The organism is Nocardia sp. NPDC004568 (assembly GCF_040609955.1).
In the GTDB taxonomy this organism is placed as follows: Bacteria; Actinomycetota; Actinomycetes; order Mycobacteriales; family Mycobacteriaceae; genus Nocardia.
This window is the reverse complement of the sequence record NZ_JBEXLL010000071.1, coordinates 17720-37138: the sequence shown is the minus strand read 5'-3', so window position 1 is coordinate 37138 and position 19419 is coordinate 17720. Positions and strand designations below refer to the sequence as shown.

Annotated in this window: 15 protein-coding genes; all 15 read left to right on the top strand. The window is 70.2% G+C overall.

Translation table 11 applies throughout. From position 1 onward, the window contains the following. Window positions 1-444: 444 nt before the first annotated feature. Window positions 445-876: a division/cell wall cluster transcriptional repressor MraZ gene (gene mraZ, locus ABZV91_RS26005; RefSeq protein WP_039823743.1), complete on the top strand. Its 432-nt coding sequence runs from the start codon at window positions 445-447 to the stop codon at window positions 874-876. 278 nt (window positions 877-1154) lie between these two features. Next, window positions 1155-2132, top strand: a complete 978-nt coding sequence (gene rsmH, locus ABZV91_RS26000) for a 16S rRNA (cytosine(1402)-N(4))-methyltransferase RsmH (protein ID WP_355246773.1) — start codon at window positions 1155-1157, stop codon at window positions 2130-2132. A 223-nt stretch (window positions 2133-2355) separates the two neighbouring features. Then, window positions 2356-3282, top strand: coding sequence for a hypothetical protein (locus tag ABZV91_RS25995; RefSeq protein WP_355246770.1), 927 nt, complete (start codon window positions 2356-2358; stop codon window positions 3280-3282). 194 nt (window positions 3283-3476) lie between these two features. Further along, window positions 3477-5237: a penicillin-binding protein 2 gene (locus ABZV91_RS25990; protein WP_355246790.1), complete on the top strand. Its 1761-nt coding sequence runs from the start codon at window positions 3477-3479 to the stop codon at window positions 5235-5237. 89 nt (window positions 5238-5326) lie between these two features. Then, window positions 5327-6943 carry a UDP-N-acetylmuramoyl-L-alanyl-D-glutamate--2,6-diaminopimelate ligase gene (locus ABZV91_RS25985; RefSeq protein WP_355246767.1) on the top strand — a complete coding sequence of 539 codons (1617 nt, stop codon included), beginning with the start codon at window positions 5327-5329 and terminating at the stop codon, window positions 6941-6943. Continuing rightward, a complete protein-coding gene (murF, locus tag ABZV91_RS25980) occupies window positions 6940-8493 on the top strand; it encodes a UDP-N-acetylmuramoyl-tripeptide--D-alanyl-D-alanine ligase (protein ID WP_355246764.1) in 1554 nt (517 codons plus the stop codon). Before ABZV91_RS25985 ends, murF begins: the two co-directional genes overlap by 4 nt. Continuing rightward, a complete protein-coding gene (gene mraY / locus ABZV91_RS25975) occupies window positions 8490-9566 on the top strand; it encodes a phospho-N-acetylmuramoyl-pentapeptide-transferase (RefSeq protein ID WP_030523849.1) in 1077 nt (358 codons plus the stop codon). Before murF ends, mraY begins: the two co-directional genes overlap by 4 nt. 49 nt (window positions 9567-9615) lie before the next feature. Further along, window positions 9616-11082 carry a UDP-N-acetylmuramoyl-L-alanine--D-glutamate ligase gene (murD, locus tag ABZV91_RS25970; protein ID WP_355246787.1) on the top strand — a complete coding sequence of 489 codons (1467 nt, stop codon included), beginning with the start codon at window positions 9616-9618 and terminating at the stop codon, window positions 11080-11082. Beyond that, window positions 11079-12515, top strand: a complete 1437-nt coding sequence (gene ftsW / locus ABZV91_RS25965) for a putative lipid II flippase FtsW (RefSeq protein WP_355246761.1) — start codon at window positions 11079-11081, stop codon at window positions 12513-12515. Before murD ends, ftsW begins: the two co-directional genes overlap by 4 nt. Beyond that, window positions 12512-13657 carry an undecaprenyldiphospho-muramoylpentapeptide beta-N-acetylglucosaminyltransferase gene (gene murG / locus ABZV91_RS25960; protein ID WP_355246758.1) on the top strand — a complete coding sequence of 382 codons (1146 nt, stop codon included), beginning with the start codon at window positions 12512-12514 and terminating at the stop codon, window positions 13655-13657. The genes ftsW and murG overlap by 4 nt, the downstream gene beginning before the upstream one ends. A gap of 68 nt (window positions 13658-13725) precedes the next feature. Further along, a complete protein-coding gene (murC, locus tag ABZV91_RS25955) occupies window positions 13726-15165 on the top strand; it encodes a UDP-N-acetylmuramate--L-alanine ligase (RefSeq protein WP_355246784.1) in 1440 nt (479 codons plus the stop codon). Between the two features lie 33 nt (window positions 15166-15198). Further along, the gene (locus ABZV91_RS25950; RefSeq protein WP_355246755.1) at window positions 15199-15864 is read left to right on the top strand and encodes an FtsQ-type POTRA domain-containing protein; all 666 of its coding nucleotides are present in this window, start codon (window positions 15199-15201) and stop codon (window positions 15862-15864) included. Window positions 15865-16249: 385 nt separating this feature from the next. Continuing rightward, a complete protein-coding gene (ftsZ, locus tag ABZV91_RS25945; RefSeq protein WP_355246752.1) occupies window positions 16250-17542 on the top strand; it encodes a cell division protein FtsZ in 1293 nt (430 codons plus the stop codon). A gap of 119 nt (window positions 17543-17661) precedes the next feature. Continuing rightward, window positions 17662-18393, top strand: a complete 732-nt coding sequence (gene pgeF, locus ABZV91_RS25940; protein ID WP_355246750.1) for a peptidoglycan editing factor PgeF — start codon at window positions 17662-17664, stop codon at window positions 18391-18393. Window positions 18394-18679: 286 nt separating this feature from the next. Continuing rightward, window positions 18680-19375, top strand: a complete 696-nt coding sequence (locus tag ABZV91_RS25935; protein ID WP_355246781.1) for a YggS family pyridoxal phosphate-dependent enzyme — start codon at window positions 18680-18682, stop codon at window positions 19373-19375. Window positions 19376-19419 lie beyond the last annotated feature (44 nt).

The window sequence follows — 19419 nt, the reverse complement described above, 5'->3', positions numbered from 1 at the left end:
GCCGCACCGGGAATCCGGTGCGGCACCGCTGTTCGCGTATGTCCGGGCCCGTTCGCCCGCGGGATGCGCGCGTGGCCGGCCGAGCCGGCGCGACGTACTACGGATCACCTTTTCCCACCCCGCCCCACCGGGTTCCCCCACGGTGCCCCACCGTCCGGTCGGCAGGGACGTGATCAGGTGGTTTGCTGGAAGTTGACGGGGTCCGCCGGAGTGGGCGGCCGTAGACGCGCGCAAGGAGGCAGGGCCGCGAAAACTCGGCCCGGCCGGTGATAGCTGGGGTGACCTGCGAAATCGGACGGCCGGGGAGGCACATCACCCCGTGTTTCGATTGAAAGTGGGGGAAAGTGGGGTAATGTGGAGCGCGCACTACAGGAGAGGCCGCGAGGCACTCGACCGGCGTAGCCGGTCAACACCATTCGAGGTGGTCCGGTAGGAGGTATCGGGTTGTTTCTCGGTACTTACACACCTCGTCTGGACGACAAAGGGCGACTCACGTTGCCCGCGAAGTTTCGAGACGATCTGGCGGGAGGGTTGATGGTCACCAAAGGACAGGACCACAGCCTTGCCGTCTATCCGAAGGACGAGTTCAGTGCGCTCGCCCGGCGCGCCGCGTCGGCCTCCCGGAGCAACCCGCAGGCGCGGGCCTTCGTCCGGGCGTTGGCGGCGGGAACGGACGAGCAGCGGCTCGACTCGCAGGGCCGGATCGTGTTGTCGGCCGAGCATCGCCGGTACGCCAACCTCACCCGCGACTGCACGGTCATCGGTTCGGTCGACTTCCTGGAGATATGGGACAAACAGGCGTGGGAGACCTACCTCGCCGAGCACGAGGAGGACTACGCACAAGCGAGAGACGAGGCACTGGGCGGAATCTTCTAGCCCGCGCGAGTGCCACGCGGCCTCTGCCCGGATGCGGACCCTGACGTACTTCCCCGACGCCAGGTGCCGCTTCGGTCAGAGACCCCGCGGCATTCGTTACGTCACCGAGTTTCCTTCTGTCGCTCACCCCGTGGACGCGCCGGATCGAACGGCGGCGCGGCCGCATCTCGCGCAATCAATTGTTCGCCCGCTTCGGCGCCGGTGATCCGTACCCACCTGGGCGCGGATGCGACCCGAATCGGGTCGTCACGGAGCGAGGCACGGATCCGGAGGTCGATTTGAACCGTGAGCAGCACGGCACGCGACACGTCCCTGTTCTGCTCACCCGCGCCGCCGAATTGCTCGACCCGGTGCTCGGCGGCCCGGCGTCCGTCTACCTCGATGCCACGTTGGGACTCGGGGGCCATGCCGAGTACTTCCTGCGCGCTCACGCCGATCTCCGGCTCGTAGGTCTCGATCGCGATACCCGCGCCCTCGCGCTCACCACCGATCGATTGCGACCCTATGCCGACCGGATCACCCTGGTGCACACCCGGTACGACGGGATCGCCGACGCGCTCGCGGAGGCCGGTCTGCCGGCCACCGGCTCGGTCAGCGGCATCCTGATGGATCTCGGTGTCTCGTCCATGCAGCTGGACGAGGCCGATCGGGGTTTCGCCTATTCCGTGGACGCCCCGCTCGACATGCGGATGGACGCGACCACCGGCCCGACCGCCGCCGATGTGCTCAACACCTACAGTCAGGGCGAGCTCGCCCGGGTGCTGAAGGTCTACGGCGAGGAACGGTTCGCGAACCGGATCGCCGCGGAGATCGTGCGGCGCCGGGCCCGGCAGCCGCTGCGGACCAGCGCCGAACTCGTGAGCCTGCTCTACGACACCATTCCCGCCCCGGCCCGGCGGACCGGTGGGCATCCGGCCAAGCGCACCTTCCAGGCGCTGCGGGTGGAGGTGAACGGTGAACTGGATTCGCTGCGCGCGGCCCTTCCGGCCGCGCTGGCGGCATTGCGACCGGGCGGTCGCATCGTGGTCATGTCCTACCAGTCGCTCGAGGACCGGGTATTCAAGCACGAACTGGCCGAGCGCGCGAAATCCCGCACACCGATGGGGCTTCCGGTCGAACTCCCGGGTATGGGGCCGGAGTTCCGCATCCTGACCCGGGGCGCCGAACAGGCCGGACCGGCCGAGATCGAGGAGAATCCCCGCGCCGCGCCGGTCCGGATGCGCGCCGCCGAGAAGATCGTGCAGGAGGCGGAATGAGCACCGGCACCGGACACATCGCAGCGGTGGCCCGCGGAGCAGCGAATTCGCTTGTCCGCGTGACGCGCTTGCGGTACGACGGTGCGGGTGCGATATGCGGATATCGCATCGATGTTCGCAAGATCGCGGTGTCAGGGGAGCACCGGCTGGGCATTACGGACCACAGCACAGGCGTACGCGGGCCGAAACCGCGGGCCATCACACCGATACGGGGGTGTCAGGTATGAGCGTGACCACGCGTACCGAGACCGGGCGACCGGCTCGCCGGGTACACGACGCGGAGCGAGTGAAATCCGGTGCCGCGCAGCGGGCCTACGCCCGGCGCCGGCAGCGTACCGGTGCGGCACCGGCGGCCACGCCGCGGTCGGAACTGGCGGGGCGGGGACCGTTCGTCGCCGCCATTCTGGCCATGTTCGGCTGCGGTCTCGCACTCACGCTCGTCCTGACCACCCGCGCCGCCGAGGACAGCTATCAGCTCAGTGACGCGCGCGAGACCAACCGGGTGCTCTCCGACGAACGCGCGGCATTGCAGCGGGAGGTCGCCGCCGCCGATTCGGCGCCCGAACTCGCCACTCGTGCCCGGGAACTGGGCATGATCCCGGCGGTCGATCCGGCGCGGCTGGTCGTGGCCCCGGACGGCACCGTCACCGTGGTCGGCGAACCGAAGCCCGCCCAGGGGCCGCCGGCCCCGCCGCTGAACGGCCCGCCCCGCGGGGGAGCCCCCCGTACCGGCGCGGACCCGGGCGAACGGATCGTGCCGGTCCCGACGGTGCCGCGATCGGACTCGGCCGCGCCGGGCCCGGGCGGCGTGCTCGCCGCACCGGGGTCCGAACCGCCCCCCGCACCGCGGGCGGGTGAGGAGGTTCCAGCGGGTACGGCTCCGGCCGACGATGCGGTTCCACCGGCGGCGCCGACCGAGGGCGGCGCCCCGATCGAGGGCGCCGCGCCGGACCGAGCGACCGATCCGGCCGGGGCCGCCGCGCCGGCCGAGGGAACTGCTCCGGCCGGCGCGCCCGCTCCGGTCGACGGTGTCCCCCCGGCCGAGGTACCCGCGGCGGCGGGCCAGGCGCCCGCGGAGGTGCCGGGCACTGTCGAACCCACCTCGGTCGCGCCGCTGCCGCCCGGTACGGCGGGTGAGGAGATGCGATGAACCGGCGCGGGTCGGGGCGCGGGCGCGATTCCGCGCCGAGATCCCGAGCCGCGGGCGAGCGTGGAAAGACGAAGAAGCGATCCGCCGAGGTAGCCGCGCCCGCCCGGCCGCGCGCACCCCGGCGGTCACGTCCGGGTGGGCGGTCCGCGCCGAACGGGCCGGTGCGGATCCGGCTCGGCGTGGGCCGCTTGATCATGCTGGTGGCGCTGACCGTGGTGGCCCTGCAACTGCTCTGGATCCAGACCATCGCCGCGCCCACGCTGTCGGCGCAGGCGGCCGGTCAGCGCACGGCCTACCAGGACCTGCCCGCCACCCGTGGCACCGTCACCGACCGCAACGGCAAATCCCTGGCCTTCACCATCACCGCCCAGTCGCTGAACTTCCAGCCCGTCCGGGTGCGCAAGGATCTCGCCGACGCCCGGGCGAAGGACGATTCGGCGCCCGACCCGGACCGGCGGCTCGAAGATATCGCCCGGACCATCCACGGGATCCTCGGTGACGAGGGACCGAAGGAAGCCGAGCTGCTGGAGAAACTGCGCAGTGACCAGACCTTCGTGTACCTGGCCCGCAATGTCGACCCGCGCAAAGCCGACGAGATCACCGCGAAGTTCCCCGAGGTCGGTACCGAACGTCAGGACCTGCGCGAATACCCGGGCGGGTCGCTGGCGGCCAATATCGTGGGGGCCACCGGCTGGGACGGCCACGGCCGGGTCGGACTGGAGGCCTCGCTGGATTCGGCGCTGGCCGGCACCGACGGCTCCTATACCTATGACCGCGGCTCCGACGGGGCGGTGATCCCCGGCAGTCTCCGCGATCGCCAGCCCGCGGTCGACGGCAACAATGTCGAACTCACCCTGGACTCCTATCTGCAGAACCACGTGCAGCAGCAGATACAGCAGGCCAAGGATCGCTCGGGCGCGAGATCGGCCTCCGCGGTGGTACTGGACGCCAAAACCGGCCAGGTGCTGGCCATGGCCAACGACAACACGTTCAATCCGGCGCTCGGTCCGCAGCACTGGGATCCGGCGGGGCTGGACAACCCGTCGGTGACCCAACCCTTCGAACCCGGTTCCGTCAACAAAGTGGTCACCGCGGCCGCGGCCGTCGAATACGGCCTCACCACGCCGGACGAGGTGCATCAGGTGCCCGGACGCATCGATATGTCCGGGGTCACCGTCGGTGACGCCTGGGAGCACGGCGTCGCCCCTTACACCACCACCGGGATCTTCGGTAAGTCCTCCAATGTGGGCACCCTGATGCTGGCGCAGCGGGTCGGCGAGGACCGGTTCGCCGATATGCTCGAACGCTTCGGTCTGGGCCGGCGCACCGAGGTCGGGCTGCCCGGCGAGAGTTCGGGTCTGCTGCCCGCGCGAGACCAGTGGTCCGGCGGTACGTTCGCCAACCTGCCCATCGGTCAGGGCCTTTCGATGACCACCCTGCAGATGACCGGTATGTACCAGGCCATCGCCAACGACGGGCTCCGGATGCCGCCGCGTATCGTGCGCGCCACCGTCGCCCCCGACGGGACCCGCACCGAGGAACCGGCGCCCGAGGGGGTGCGCGTGGTGAGTCCCGACACCGCGCGCACACTACGCACCATGTTCCAGTCGGTGGTGCAGAACGATCCGACCGGAGTGCAGATGGGGACCGGCGCCGCCGCCGCGGTGGACGGCTACCGGATCGCCGGGAAGACCGGGACAGCGCAGCAGGTCGACCCGAACTGCGGTTGCTATTCCAGCTCGTCGTACTGGATCACCTTCGCCGGTATCGCGCCCGCGGACAACCCGCGCTACGTCATCGGATTGATGCTCGACGCGCCGGTGCGCAGTTCCGACGGCAGCGGCGGGCAGTCGGCCGCACCGCTGTTCCACGACATCGCCTCCTGGGCGTTGCAGCGGGATCGGATCCCGCCGTCGAGCGAACCGGAACGGCAGTTCGTCCTGCAGGCGTCGTGATTCGGCGAACCGGCTTACCCGACCGTGACCCGGCGTCGGTAACCTGACTCGTCGTCGTATCCGCGCTTCATCATGCAGAGAGGAATCCTGTGCCCGCGCAGTCCAGCCAGCCCTCGCTGCGGCCGGCCCGGCCGCTGTCGACACCGCTGCCCGACCTGCTGGATCTGATCGACGCCGAACTTCGGCCACCGGTCGGCACCGAACTATCCGTCACCGGGATAGAACAGCGCTCCGACGCGGTCCTACCCGGTGATCTGTTCACGGCGTTACCCGGCTCCCGGGCGCACGGCGCCCGGTTCGCCGCCGACGCGGTGGCCCGCGGCGCGGTCGCCGTCCTCACCGACGCCGCCGGGGCGGAACTGGCCGGTGATCTGCCGGTGCCGGTCCTGGTGCGCGAGAATCCGCGCGCGATCCTCGGCGAGTTGTCCGCGGCGATCTACGGCCATCCGTCCGAGCGGTTGCGGATCATCGGGATCACCGGCACCTCCGGTAAGACCACCACCTCCTACCTGGTGGAGGCCGGACTGGCCGCGGGTGGTCTGTCCACCGCCCTGATCGGCACCATCGAGACCAGGATCGGGGGCCGCCGGGTCCCGAGTGCGCTCACCACGCCCGAGGCTCCGCAGTTGCACGCCATGTTCGCGCTGATGGTGGAACAGGGCGTGGACGCGGTGGTGATGGAGGTGTCCAGCCACGCCCTGGCGTTGGGCCGGGTCGACGGGGTGCGGTTCGCGGTGGGGGCGTTCACCAACCTGTCGCAGGACCATCTGGACTTCCACGCCGACTTCGAGGACTATTTCGCCGCCAAACGCCGGCTGTTCGAACCCGAGTCGCCGGTGGCCGCCCGCACCGCCGTGGTGTGTGTGGACGATGCCTGGGGCCGGCGCCTCGCCGACGGGCTGGCCGCGCCGATCCGAGTGGCGACGACCGGCCCGGCGGACTGGTCGCTGGCCGGGCCCGCCGCCGCGCACGGCGGAGAACAGGAGTTCACGGCGGCCGGGCCGGATGGTGAGACGCCGGTACGGTTGCGGCTGCCCGGTGACTACAACATCGCCAACGGACTGCTCGCGATCGCGGTGTGCGCGGCCGCCGGGGTCGCGCCGGGGACCGCCGCGCCCGCGCTGGCCACGGTGGACGTACCCGGCCGGATGCAGCGGGTGGAGCGCGGGCAGGAATTCCTGGCGCTGGTGGACTACGCCCACAAACCCGCCGCGGTGGAATCGGTGATCGCCACCCTGCGCACCCACCTGGCCACCGCGGGGAGCCGGGGGAGGCTGGCGGTGGTGGTCGGCGCCGGTGGCGACCGGGACACCGGTAAACGCGGTCCGATGGGTGCGGCCGCCGCGCGCGGCGCGGATCTGCTCATCGTCACCGACGACAACCCACGCACCGAGGATCCGGCCGCGATCCGCGCGTCGCTGATCGCGGGCGCCCATAGCGTCGCCGACGAGCAGCGCGGCGAGGTCCGTGATATCGGCGACCGGAGCGCGGCGATCGAGGCGGCGGTCGGTTGGGCGCACCCCGGCGATGTGGTGCTGGTCGCGGGCAAGGGCCACGAAGCAGGGCAGGAGATCAACGGGGTGAAATATCCGTTCGACGACCGCGAGGTACTCGCGGCGGCGATCGATTCGACACTGCGGCACAGTTCCGGGGGCGCGGACAACGGTTCGTGGTCCACGGGCGCGGAGGACTTGACAGTTTCATGATCGAGATGACACTGCGGGATATCGCCGAGGTCGTGGGCGCCACGCTGCACGACGTCGGTGACCCGGAGGTGAGGGTGACCGGTTCGGTCGAATTCGATTCGCGGCGAGTCGGTCCAGGCGATATCTTCCTGGCGCTGCCGGGCGAGCGCGTCGACGGCCACGACTACGCGGCCGCCGCGATCGAGGCCGGCGCTGTCGCTGTCCTGGCCGCCCGGCCGGTCGGCGTGCCCGCCATCGTCGTACCGCCCGCGCCGGGGTCGATGCCGTCGGGCGCGCTTGCGCTGAGCCATGATTCGACCGGCGCCGGCGCCGCGGTGCTGACCGCACTGGCCGCGCTGGCCCGGGAAAGTGTGTCACGGCTGGTCGCGGCCGGCGGCCTGACCGTGGTCGGCGTCACCGGGTCCTCGGGTAAGACCTCCACCAAGGATCTGCTGGCATCGGTGCTCGCACCGCTGGGACCGGTGGTGGCCCCGCCCGGCTCCTTCAACAACGAACTCGGGCATCCCTGGACCGCTCTGCGCGCGGGTCCGGACACCAGGTTCCTGGTGCTGGAGATGTCGGCGCGCGGGCCCGGGCATATCGCCGCCCTGGCCCGGGTCGCGCCGCCGAGTATCGGGGTGGTCCTCAATGTGGGCACCGCGCATCTCGGTGAATTCGGCAGCCGCGAGGCGATCGCGCAGACCAAGGGCGAACTCGTGGAGGCGCTGCCCGAAACCGGCCTGGCCGTACTGAACGCCGACGATCCGAAGGTGAGCGCGATGGCCACGCGGACGGCGGCGCGGGTGGTGACGGTCGGGCATTCCGCGGGCGCGCAGATCCGGGCCACCGCGACCACGCTCGACGAACAGGCCCGTGCGTCGTTCACGCTGCACACGCCGCTCGGCGACCGTCCGGTCACGCTGGCCGTGCACGGGGAACACCAGGTCGGTAACGCGCTGTCGGCCGCCGCGGTGGCCCTGGAGTGCGGCGCCGACCTCGACACGCTCGTCACCGCGCTCTCCGGCGCCCGGGCGGCGTCGGCGCGGCGGATGGATGTACGCACCAGCGCCGCCGGGGTCACGGTGATCAACGATTCCTACAACGCCAACCCCGATTCCATGCGGGCCGCGCTCAAAGCGCTGGTCACCATGGCCCGATCGGGTGACACCCCGCGGCGCAGCTGGGCCGTCCTCGGCGAGATGGCCGAACTCGGGCCGGAATCGGTGGTGGAACACGACGGGATCGGCCGCCTGGCGGTCCGCCTGGATGTGGACCGGCTCATCGTGGTCGGGACCGGACGACCCTCCCGGGGCATGCACCAGGGAGCGGTCATGGAAGGCTCATGGGGTGAGGAATCGGTGCTCGTCCCGGATATCGAAGCGGCCGTGGAGTTGCTCGCCGCCGAAGTCGGCGCGGGTGACGTGGTGCTGGTGAAGGCATCGCAATCGGTCGGCCTGTGGGCGGTGGCCGAACAGCTGCTGGCCGAGGGTGAGAAGAACGCGGGTGCCGGCACACCGGCACCGGGCGGCGCCGGCGCCGCCGACGGGGTGAGCACGGAGGCAGTGCGATGAGACAGATCTTGTTCGCGGCGGCGATCGCACTGACGGTGTCGATCCTGTTGACGCCGCTACTGATCCGGATATTCGCCCGGCAGGGGTTCGGGCAGGAGATCCGGGTCGACGGGCCGGCCAGCCATCAGTCCAAGCGCGGTACGCCCACCATGGGCGGGGTAGCGATCATCATCGGTATGTGGGCCGGGTATCTCGGTTCCCACCTGATCGGAATCGGTTACGAGGCAGAAGGCCCCACCGCCTCCGCACTGCTGGTACTCGGCCTGGCCACCGCGCTCGGCGTGGTCGGATTCATCGACGATTTCATCAAGATCCGCAAGGGCCGCAATCTCGGGCTCACGGCCGCCGGCAAGTACCTCGGCCAGATCACCGCGGCGGTGGTGTTCGGCGTACTGGCACTGCAGTTCCCGGGCGGCAGCGGACTGTCCCCGGCGAGCCGGCAACTGTCGTATGTCCGCGATATCAACACCGTCTCCATGAGCGTGGTCGTGTTTCTGGCCTTCGTCTGCCTCATCGTGGTGGCCTGGTCGAACGCGGTGAACCTCACCGACGGCCTGGACGGTCTGGCCGCGGGTTCGATGAGCCTGGTGCTCGGTGGTTACGTCGTCATCACGTTCTGGCAGTACTACCACTCGTGTGAGACCAAACCCGAGACCGGCTGCTACAACGTGCGTGACCCACTGGATCTGGCCCTGGTCTGCGCGGCCGGCACCGCGGCGTGTATCGGGTTCCTGTGGTGGAACGCCGCGCCCGCCAAGATCTTCATGGGTGATACCGGATCGCTGGCCCTGGGCGGGCTGCTCGCCGGGCTGTCCATCACCACCCGCACCGAACTGCTGATGGTGGTCATCGGTGCGCTGTTCGTCGCCGAGGCGGCGTCGGTGGTGCTGCAGGTGGCGGTGTTCCGGACCACCCGCAACCGGCTGTTCAAGATGGCGCCGTTCCACCACCATTTCGAATTGAGCAAATGGGCGGAGACCACGGTGATCATCAGGTTCTGGTTGCTGGCCGCGATGGCCTCGGCCGCCGGGCTCTCCCTGTTCTACAGCGAATACCTCTCCGCGGTCGGGTGAGCTGACGATGGAGGAACATACGCCCCGGGCCCTGCGTTCGCCGGGCCCGATGCTGGAATTCCTGCGCGGCCGCGATGTGCTGGTCGCCGGATGGGGTGTGTCGGGCCGTTCGCTGATCACGCCACTGCGCGATATCGGGGCCCGGCCCGTGGTGACCGACAGCGGTGCCGCCGCCCTGGCCGAAGCCGCCGAACTGGGGCTGGACATCGCGCCCGCGGCCGATATGGAGAGCACCGACTGGTCGCGGTTCGCGTTGGTGATCACCAGCCCCGGCTGGCGGCCGGACTCCCCGGTCCTGGCCTCGGCGGTCTCCGAGGGCATCCCGGTCTGGGGGGATGTCGAATTCGCCTGGTGGGTGGATCAGGCCCGGATCTACGGGCCGGTTCGCAAATGGCTGGTGGTGACCGGCACCAACGGTAAGACCACGACCACGCAGATGACCCACTCCATTCTGCGGGCCGCCGGTATCCCCAGCGTCGCCTGCGGCAATATCGGGCTGCCGATCCTGGACGCCCTGCGCCGCAATCCCGGGCCGCAGGTGCTGGCGGTGGAACTGTCGTCGTTCCAGCTGCACTGGGCGCCGTCGGTGCGCCCGGAGGCCGGGGTAGTGCTGAACGTGGCGGAGGACCATCTGGACTGGCACGGTGGGCTCGACGCCTACGCCGCCGCCAAATCGCGCGCCCTGCTGGGGCGGGTCGGCGTGGTCGGCCTCGACGACCCGGTGGCCGCCCGCCTGGCCCGCCGCTCGAAGGCCCGCCGCACCATCGGTTTCCGGATCGGCGTCCCGGCCGACGGTGAACTCGGCGTCGTCGACGGCAAACTCCTGGACCGGGCCTTCACCAAGGCGGCGATCCTGGCCGAGTCCAAGGAGATCAGCCCACCCGGCCCGGCCGGTATCGCCGATGCCCTGGCCGCCGCCGCGCTGACCCGGGCCATCGATGTGGCGCCGCAGTTCGTCCGCGAGGGCCTGATCGAGCACAAGGTCGGGCCGCACCGGTCGGCCCTGGTGCGTGAACTGGGCGGCGTCGAGTTCATCGACGACTCCAAGGCCACCAACCCGCATGCCGCGCGGTCGTCGATCCTGGGCCATCAGCATGTCGTCTGGATCGCCGGTGGCCAGCTCAAGGGCGCCAATGTCGAGGATCTGGTGGAGGAGGTCGCCGAGCGGCTGGTCGCCGTCGTGCTGTTCGGTGCCGATGCGCCGGTGATCGCGGCCGCGCTGGCGCGACACGCGCCGGAAGTCCCCGTGGTCGAGTTGGATACGCGGGATCATGCCGGTATGGGGCAGGCAGTCATGGACGAGGCGATCACCGGAACCCGCAACACCGAGATCGCCGACGCGGTGATGGAGCGTGCGGTGCGGGAGGCGGCAGCATTCGCCGGACCCGGCGATACCGTACTGCTCGCGCCGGCGGCGGCCTCGCTGGACATGTTCACCGACTACACCCACCGCGGCCGCAGCTTCGCCGGCGCGGTCGAGGATCTGAAGGACGAGGACCTCGGGCGGCGGTTATGAGACCGCGCGGCACGCGACAGGTACAGGTGGGCCGATTCGGCGCCTGGCTGGCGCGGCCGCTGGCCTCGTTCCATCTCGTCGTCACGATCGCCACCCTGCTCACCCTGCTGGGACTGGTGATGGTGTTGTCGGCCTCCAGCGTGGAGTCCTATGCCGACGGCGGATCGGCGTATTCGCTGTTCGTCCAGCAGATGATGTACGCGATGGTGGGCGCGGTGCTGTTCTACCTCGCGCTGCGGATACCGTTCCGGCGGCTGCGTCAGCTGTCCTTCCCGGTCTTCGCGGTCTCGGTGCTGCTGCTGGTGCTCGTGTTGATCCCGGGAGTCGGCAGTACCGTCAACGGCGCGCGCCGCTGGATCGACCTGGGGCTCTTCTCGATCCAGCCGTCGGAACTGGTGAAGGTGACGTTCGTGGTGTGGGGCGCGCACCTGCTGATCTCGCGGCGTGCCGCGGGACGGGCGGCCAACGATCCGGGCGGGCTGAAGAACCTGCTGGTGCCACTGGTTCCGGCCGGCCTGCTCGTCTGTCTGCTGATCGTGCTGCAGCCGAACCTGTCCACCACCATCGCGCTCGGCATCGTCCTGCTGGCGCTGCTGTGGTTCGGTGGCCTGCCGGTGCGCTTGTTCGTGGCCATCCTCGCCTCGGGCGCCATCGCCGCGTTGGCCCTCGCGCTCTCGGCCGGCTACCGCTCCGACCGGATGCGCGCCTTCTTCAATCCCGCCGACGACCCGCAGGGCATCAACTATCAGGCCCGGCAGGCGATGTACTCGCTGGCCGACGGCGGTCTGTGGGGTCGCGGGCTCGGGCAGAGCCGGGCCAAATGGAGCTATCTGCCCAACTCGCACAACGACTTCATCTTCGCCATCATCGGCGAGGAACTCGGTTTCCTGGGCTGCGCGTTGGTGCTGGGACTGTTCGCGCTGTTCGTCTACGCCGGCCTGCGGATCGCCGCCCGCTCGGTGGACCCGTTCCTGCGCCTGCTCACCGCGACCGCCACCACCTGGATCACCGGGCAGGCACTGATCAACATCGGCTATGTGGTGGGCCTGCTGCCGGTCACGGGTCTGCAGCTGCCGCTGGTGTCGGCGGGCGGTTCGTCGCTGGCGCTGACGCTCTTCATGTTCGGCATCATCGCCAACGCGGCGCGGCACGAACCCGAGGCGGTGGCGGCACTGCACGCCGGGCAGGACGGGCGGGTCAGCCGGCTGCTGCGGCTGCCGAAACCGGAGGTCTACCATCCCGTGCGGGGGCGCGCCGCGGCCGACCGCGACCGGGGGCCGGCTCGCCGCCCGGCCCGCACCGAGCCCCGGGACGAGCCCGCGCGGGCCCGGCCGCGGGCCAACAGCCGGGGTACCGACACCCTGCGGGCCACCCGGGCCTGGGAGCCCAGCTATTCGGTGACACACGCACGAGAACGGGGAAGAAACAGGTGAGCGCACCTCAGTCCGCAGGCGAGCACACGGCATCGCGCACGGACGGGATATCGGTGATCGTCGCCGGTGGCGGCACGGCCGGGCATATCGAACCGGCCCTGGCCGTCGCCGACGCGTTGCGGCGGCTCGATCCCGGGATCCGGGTGACCGCGCTCGGCACCGCGCGCGGACTGGAGACGACCCTGGTGCCCGAACGGGGATATCCGCTCGAGTTGATCCCCCCGGTGCCGTTGCCGCGCAAGCCCAGTGCGGATCTGCTGCGGCTGCCGGGGCGGGTCCGGGCTTCGGTGCGGCGTACTCGTGAGGTCATCGACGCCGTCGAGGCGGATGTGATCGTCGGGTTCGGCGGTTATGTGGCGCTGCCCGCCTATCTCGCCGCGGGCCGGGGGGCACTGCGACGCCGGCGCGCGGTGCCGGTGGTGGTGCACGAGGCCAACGCGAAGGCGGGTATCGCCAACAAGGTCGGCGCGCGGCGCGCGGCCCGGGTGCTGGCCGCGGTCCCGGGTTCCGGGCTCGACGCCGAGATCGTCGGTATCCCGGTGCGGGCCGCGATCACCTCACTCGATCGGCCGGGACTGCGGGCGCAGGCGCGGGAGCATTTCGGCCTGCCCGCGACCGGACCGGTGCTCCTGGTCTTCGGCGGTTCCCAGGGCGCGCGGTCGCTCAACGACGCGATCTCGGGCGCGGCCCCGCAGCTCGCCGCGGCCGGTATCTCGGTCCTGCACGCGCACGGGCCCAAGAACACACTGGAGGTCGAATCGACGGATCCTGCCGCGCCCTATGTGGCGGTGCCGTATCTGTCGCGGATGGATCTCGCCTACGCCGCCGCCGACGCGGTGGTCTGCCGATCCGGGGCGATGACCGTCGCCGAGGTATCGGCGGTCGGGCTGCCCGCGGTGTACGTACCGCTGCCGCACGGAAACGGTGAACAGGAACTCAATGCCCGGCCCGTGGTCGCGGCCGGTGGTGGCAGAATCGTCGCCGACCCCGAACTGTCCCCGAAATATGTGATCGACGAGGTGATACCGCTGCTCACGGATCCAGCACGCATAGCCGAGATGGGCCGTGCCGCCGCCGGCGCCGGCCATCGCGATGCCGCCGACGAGGTCGCCCGGATCGTGCTGCGGGCGGCGGGCCGGTGACCGGCGAGCAGGTGACCGCACCGGAGACCGGTCCCGGCGCGCTGCCGCCGGAGCTGGCCCGGGTGCACATGGTCGGTATCGGCGGCGCCGGGATGTCGGGGATCGCCCGCATCCTGCTGTCACGCGGCGGCGAGGTCTCCGGGTCCGACGCGAAGGAGAGCCGCGGTGTGCTCGCCCTGCGGGCCCGGGGCGCCCAGGTGCGGATCGGTCACGACGCCGGCGCGCTGGATCTGCTGCCCGGCGGGCCCACGGTGGTGGTGACGACCTACGCGGCCATTCCCAAGACCAACCCCGAACTGGTGGAGGCGCACCGCCGCGAGATCCCGGTGCTGCTGCGGCCGACCGTGCTGGCGGCCTTGATGAGCGGCCATCGGACGCTGCTCGTCTCGGGAACCCACGGGAAGACCTCCACGACCTCGATGCTCATCGTCTCGCTGCAGCATTGCGGGCTGGACCCGTCGTTCGCGGTGGGCGGTGAACTCAACGAGGCGGGGACCAACGCCCATCACGGCAGTGGCGATATCTTCGTCGCCGAGGCCGACGAGAGCGACGGGTCGCTGCTGCAGTACGACCCGGATGTCGCGGTGGTCACCAATATCGAATCCGACCACCTGGACTTCTTCGGCTCCGACGACGCCTATGTGCAGGTGTTCGACGATTTCACCGATCGCCTCGCCGACGGCGGGCTGCTGGTCGTGTGCCTGGACGACCCCGGCGCCCGGGCGCTCGCCGAGCGCACCGGGCAGCGGCTGGCCGACCGTGGCGTGCGGGTCCTCGGGTACGGCTCCGGGGAGCTGCCCGATGCCCCGGTTCCGGTCGGGGTGCGCCTGCACAGCTGGGAACCGCGTGATGTCGGCGGTATCGCCCAGTTCCAGCTCGCCGACGAACCCGCCCCGCGTACCCTGCGTCTTTCCGTGCCCGGCCGGCATATGGCGCTCAACGCGCTGGCCGCCCTGCTGACCGCACGAGCCGCCGGCGCCGATGTGGACGAGATCATCCAGGGGCTGGAGGGTTTCGGCGGGGTCCACCGACGCTTCCAGTTCGTGGGCCGGGAGAACCGGGTGCGCGTCTTCGACGACTACGCCCACCATCCCACCGAGGTCCGGGCGGTGCTCGGGGCCGCCGCCGAACTGGTGGAACAGGAGGCCCGTGACGGTGCGCTGTCGCGTCGGGGCCGGGTGATCGTGGTCTTCCAACCGCATCTCTACAGTCGCACCGCGACGTTCGCCGCCGAATTCGGCGCGGCTCTCGACCTGGCCGACGAAGTGGTGGTGCTCGATGTCTACGGGGCTCGTGAGGAACCGTTGCCCGGGGTCAACGGCGCGTTGGTCGCCCAGTCGGTGCACAAACCCGTGCACTACCAACCCGATATGTCCCGGGTGGGCCGCCAGGTCGCGGGTCTCGCCCAGCCCGGTGATGTCGTGATCACCATGGGCGCCGGCGATGTCACCATGCTCGGCAGCCAGATCCTGGACGGACTACGCGCGCGTCCGCAGTACGGGCGGTGAGGCAGGGTGCGGGCCGGGACGCGGCGATTCGAGATGGGCGGATTGCGGCGTTTCCGGCTGTGGGCGCTCCCCGCGCTCGCCCTGGTGATCACGCTGGCCGCGCTCGCCTGGTTCTCACCGCTGCTGTCGGTGCGCGAGGTACGGATCGAGGGGGCCGGCGAAATCCCGGAGGAACAGATCCGCGAACTGCTCCAGGTGCCGCAGACCGGTTCGATCCTGCGGATCGATACCGCGGCGATGGCCGCGCGGGTGGCGACCATCCCGAAGGTGCGCAGTGCCCGGGTGCAGCGGATGCTGCCGTCGACCGTGCGGGTGCGGATCGAGCCGCGAACCCCGGTGCTGTACTACGACTCTCCCGAGGGCGCGCATCTGCTGGACGCCGACGGTATCGAGTACGCGATCGAGCCCGCGCCGATCGGGGTGCCGCAGCTGGTCACCGCGCGCCCGGGCAGTACCGACGAACTCACCCGGGCCGCGGTCGCCGTGGCCCGGGTGCTGCCGCCGGCGCTGGAGGTGCAGGTGAAAACCGTCCGTGCCATGGGCGCGTCGGACATTTCCCTGACATTGCGCGACGGTCGCACGGTACTGTGGGGCAGCAGCGAGGACGGCGAACGCAAATCGGCGGTGGTGGTGCCGCTGCTCACTCAGCCGGGAACCGTGTTCGACGTCTCGAGTCCCAGTCTGGTCACGGTAAAATGATTCCCAGCACTCTTGTTCGGTTCGACCCTGTTCGGTTCGCAGCTCCGCCTCGGCCCCGGACGCTCACCCGGAGACCGCATGCGGCGGGAGCCGGGGGCGTCCCACGATGTGGGCACGGGCCGCTGGGTAACCGTTCACGATACGTCGCGTACCGCCCTGGTAGAAGCAAGTTCGCCGAAGAAACTGGTTATCGTCTCGGCGCGCCTGCGAGCGGATCGCGACGGCGGCGAATAGCGTTCCGCACCAGTCGGATACTTGACATAACTCCAACCCTATGGTTGAGGTTCAGGGTTTGCCCGGATCGTGGTCCGCGGATCGTGGTCGCGCGGAACGATATCGGGCATCCGAAAACGACAGACTTTGGATCGAAGGAAGGCGAGAGCTCATGACGCCCCCGCACAACTACCTTGCCGTGATCAAGGTCGTCGGTATCGGCGGCGGCGGCGTGAACGCCGTCAACCGAATGATCGAGCAGGGTCTGAAGGGTGTCGAGTTCATCGCGGTGAACACCGACGCCCAGGCACTGCTGATGAGCGATGCCGACGTGAAGCTCGATGTCGGGCGGGAGCTCACCCGGGGCCTCGGCGCCGGCGCCGACCCCGAGGTGGGTCGTAAGGCCGCCGAGGATCACAAGGACGAGATCGAAGAGGTGCTCAAGGGCGCCGATATGGTCTTCGTGACCGCCGGTGAGGGCGGTGGTACGGGTACCGGCGGCGCGCCCGTCGTGGCGAGTATCGCGCGCAAACTGGGTGCGCTGACCATCGGTGTGGTCACCCGGCCCTTCTCCTTCGAGGGGAAGCGTCGCGGGAACCAGGCCGAGGTGGGTATCAACCTGCTGCGCGAATCCTGCGACACCCTGATCGTCATTCCCAATGATCGGCTGCTGCAACTGGGCGATGCGGCGGTGAGCCTGATGGACGCCTTCCGCTCGGCCGACGAGGTGCTGCTCAACGGTGTGCAGGGCATCACCGATCTGATCACCACCCCGGGTCTGATCAATGTCGACTTCGCCGATGTCAAGAGCGTGATGTCCGGGGCCGGTAGCGCGCTGATGGGTATCGGTTCGTCCAGAGGGGAGGGCAGGTCGGTCAAAGCGGCCGAGGCGGCGATCAATTCACCGCTGCTGGAAGCCTCCATGGACGGGGCGCACGGGGTGCTGCTCTCGATCGCCGGTGGATCGGATCTGGGCCTGTTCGAGATCAACGAGGCCGCCTCGCTGGTGCAGGAGGCCGCGCATATCGAGGCCAACATCATCTTCGGTACGGTCATCGACGATTCGCTCGGCGACGAGGTGCGCGTCACCGTGATCGCCGCGGGATTCGACGGCGGGGGTCCCGCGCGCCGGACGTTCGATCCGGCCACCACCCGCGGATCGCTGGGATCCGGGCGTACCGCGGAGATCTCGGCGCAATCGCGAACGGCCGAACTCGGGACGTCGCGGACCGCCGAACTCGGCGCGGCCCGTGGGCACTCCGAGGATCCGGCCTCGATCCGCTCGTCGGATCCCGGTTCGGCGGTCGCGCGCGGCCCGGCCCCGAGCTACCGCGATACCGAACGCACCCGTCCGCCGGTGGATCCGACGCTCAGCCACAACAGCCGGTCCCATATCCAGCCGCCGCCGGATCTGCCCGACGATGACGACGACGATGTGGACGTCCCGGACTTCATGCGCCGGTGAACCCGTGTCACGGGAGGTGATCCGCCCGCGCCGAGTGCGCGGGCGGTCCACTGTCGCGGGCGTGCGGGCGGCGGCCGGACGCGGCGGGGACGGTCCGGACTGCCACTAGGCTCGGTGTCATGACAGCGGCACCGGTACTCACCGTTCGACGGGTCGTCACCACGCGCGCGGGAGGTTTCTCCGCGCCGCCCTACGATTCGTTCAACCTCGGCGATCATGTCGGCGACGATCCGGAGGCGGTGCGGCGCAATCGCGCCCGGCTCGCCGAGACGCTCGGGCTGCCCGCCGATCATGTGATCTGGATGGAACAGATCCACAGCCGTACGGTCGCGACGGTGGACGGGCCGGCTACCGAACCGTTTCCCGGCACCGACGCCCTGGTCACCACCCGGCCGGGGCTGGCGCTGGTGGTGCTGTCCGCCGATTGCGTACCCCTGCTGCTGTCCGACGACGAAGCGGGGGTCGTGGCCGCGGTGCACGCCGGGCGGGTGGGCGCCCGCATCGGTATCGTCCCCCGGGTGCTGGAGGCGATGGTCGCCGTCGGCGCCCGGCCCGATCGGATCGGCGCGCTGCTCGGTCCGGCCGCCAGCGGCCGGCAGTACGAGGTGCCCGCTGCGATGCGGGCCGATATCGAAGCGCACCTGCCCGGCAGCGCGACCACCACGGTCCGTGGGACCCCCGGCCTGGATCTGCGCGCGGGCATCCGGCGGCAGCTCACCGCGGCGGGGGTCGCGGCGATCGCCGAGGATCCGCGCTGCACCATCGAGGACACCACACTCTTCAGCCACCGTCGTGGCGCGCCGACCGGACGATTGGGCAGTGTCATCTGGATGGAATCGGGTACAGCGTGAAAGGCCGAGCGGTCCACGGCGCCGCACGCGGTCGTCACGACCACGCGGTCGGCGCGAAATATCCACTCGCGCATAATGTTCGAGGTACGGCCGAAGATCGGTCACTGGCAGATGGGAGACCGATGACGGCGCGGATACCGTGGCGGATCGGCACGCGCAGATGAGCGGCGCTCGCGCCGAGGGCCCCGAATCGACTCGGACGGTGAAGGATTTCGCTGATCAGCCGGGTCGATCCGTCCCGGACAGTCGCGGTGCCGAGGCCGGAAACGACTCCCGTAGCGCGGAACTGGCCGATAACCTCGCGCGTCTGCTCGCACGTATCGAGGCAGCGTGCGCGGCTGTCGGCCGGGATCCGGGGGGTGTCCGGTTGCTGCCCGTGACGAAATATTTCCCGGCCTCCGATATCGCCGCGCTCTATCGTCTGGGCCGCCGTGACTTCGGCGAGAACCGTCCGCAAGAGGCCGGCGCCAAGGCCGCGGAGCTGAGCGATCCCGGGTTGCGCTGGCATCTGATCGGGCGGTTGCAGCGGAACAAGGCGCGCCAGGTGGTGCGCTGGGCCCACGCGGTGCAATCGGTGGACAGCGAACGCCTGGCGACCGCGCTCGCCACGGCTACCGCGGCCGCCCTGGATGCCGGTGAGCGGGACACGCCGCTGGAGGTGCTGATCCAGGTGAGCCTGGACGCCGATCCGGCGCGCGGCGGGGTCGATCCGGCCGCGCTACCGGCGCTGGCCGATCGGATCGCGGAGGCCGCGGAACTGCGTCTGGCTGGGATTATGGCCATTCCACCGCGGGCCGCCGACCCGGATGTGGAGTTCGCGCGACTGGCCGAACTCCATGCCCGGCTGCGCACCGGACATCCAGCGGCGACGGAGCTGTCCGCCGGGATGTCCGATGATCTTGAAAGAGCTATTGCCCATGGTTCCACGTGTGTGCGTGTCGGTACCGCTCTGATGGGGAGCCGACCGATAACCTCGGCGTAGCAAACAAACCTCATCAGTCACATTCGACACATATGCTGGGACAC

What these genes read in the sequence shown, in the direction of transcription:
- ABZV91_RS25950 (WP_355246755.1), top strand. Translation starts at nt 15,199, where the DNA reads ATGGGCGGATTGCGGCGTTTCCGGCTGTGGGCGCTCCCCGCGCTCGCC.
- murF (WP_355246764.1), top strand. Translation starts at nt 6,940, where the DNA reads ATGATCGAGATGACACTGCGGGATATCGCCGAGGTCGTGGGCGCCACG.
- ABZV91_RS25995 (WP_355246770.1), top strand. Translation starts at nt 2,356, where the DNA reads ATGAGCGTGACCACGCGTACCGAGACCGGGCGACCGGCTCGCCGGGTA.
- ftsZ (WP_355246752.1), top strand. Translation starts at nt 16,250, where the DNA reads ATGACGCCCCCGCACAACTACCTTGCCGTGATCAAGGTCGTCGGTATC.
- pgeF (WP_355246750.1), top strand. Translation starts at nt 17,662, where the DNA reads ATGACAGCGGCACCGGTACTCACCGTTCGACGGGTCGTCACCACGCGC.
- ABZV91_RS25990 (WP_355246790.1), top strand. Translation starts at nt 3,477, where the DNA reads ATGCTGGTGGCGCTGACCGTGGTGGCCCTGCAACTGCTCTGGATCCAG.
- murC (WP_355246784.1), top strand. Translation starts at nt 13,726, where the DNA reads ATGGTCGGTATCGGCGGCGCCGGGATGTCGGGGATCGCCCGCATCCTG.
- ftsW (WP_355246761.1), top strand. Translation starts at nt 11,079, where the DNA reads ATGAGACCGCGCGGCACGCGACAGGTACAGGTGGGCCGATTCGGCGCC.
- murD (WP_355246787.1), top strand. Translation starts at nt 9,616, where the DNA reads ATGCTGGAATTCCTGCGCGGCCGCGATGTGCTGGTCGCCGGATGGGGT.
- mraY (WP_030523849.1), top strand. Translation starts at nt 8,490, where the DNA reads ATGAGACAGATCTTGTTCGCGGCGGCGATCGCACTGACGGTGTCGATC.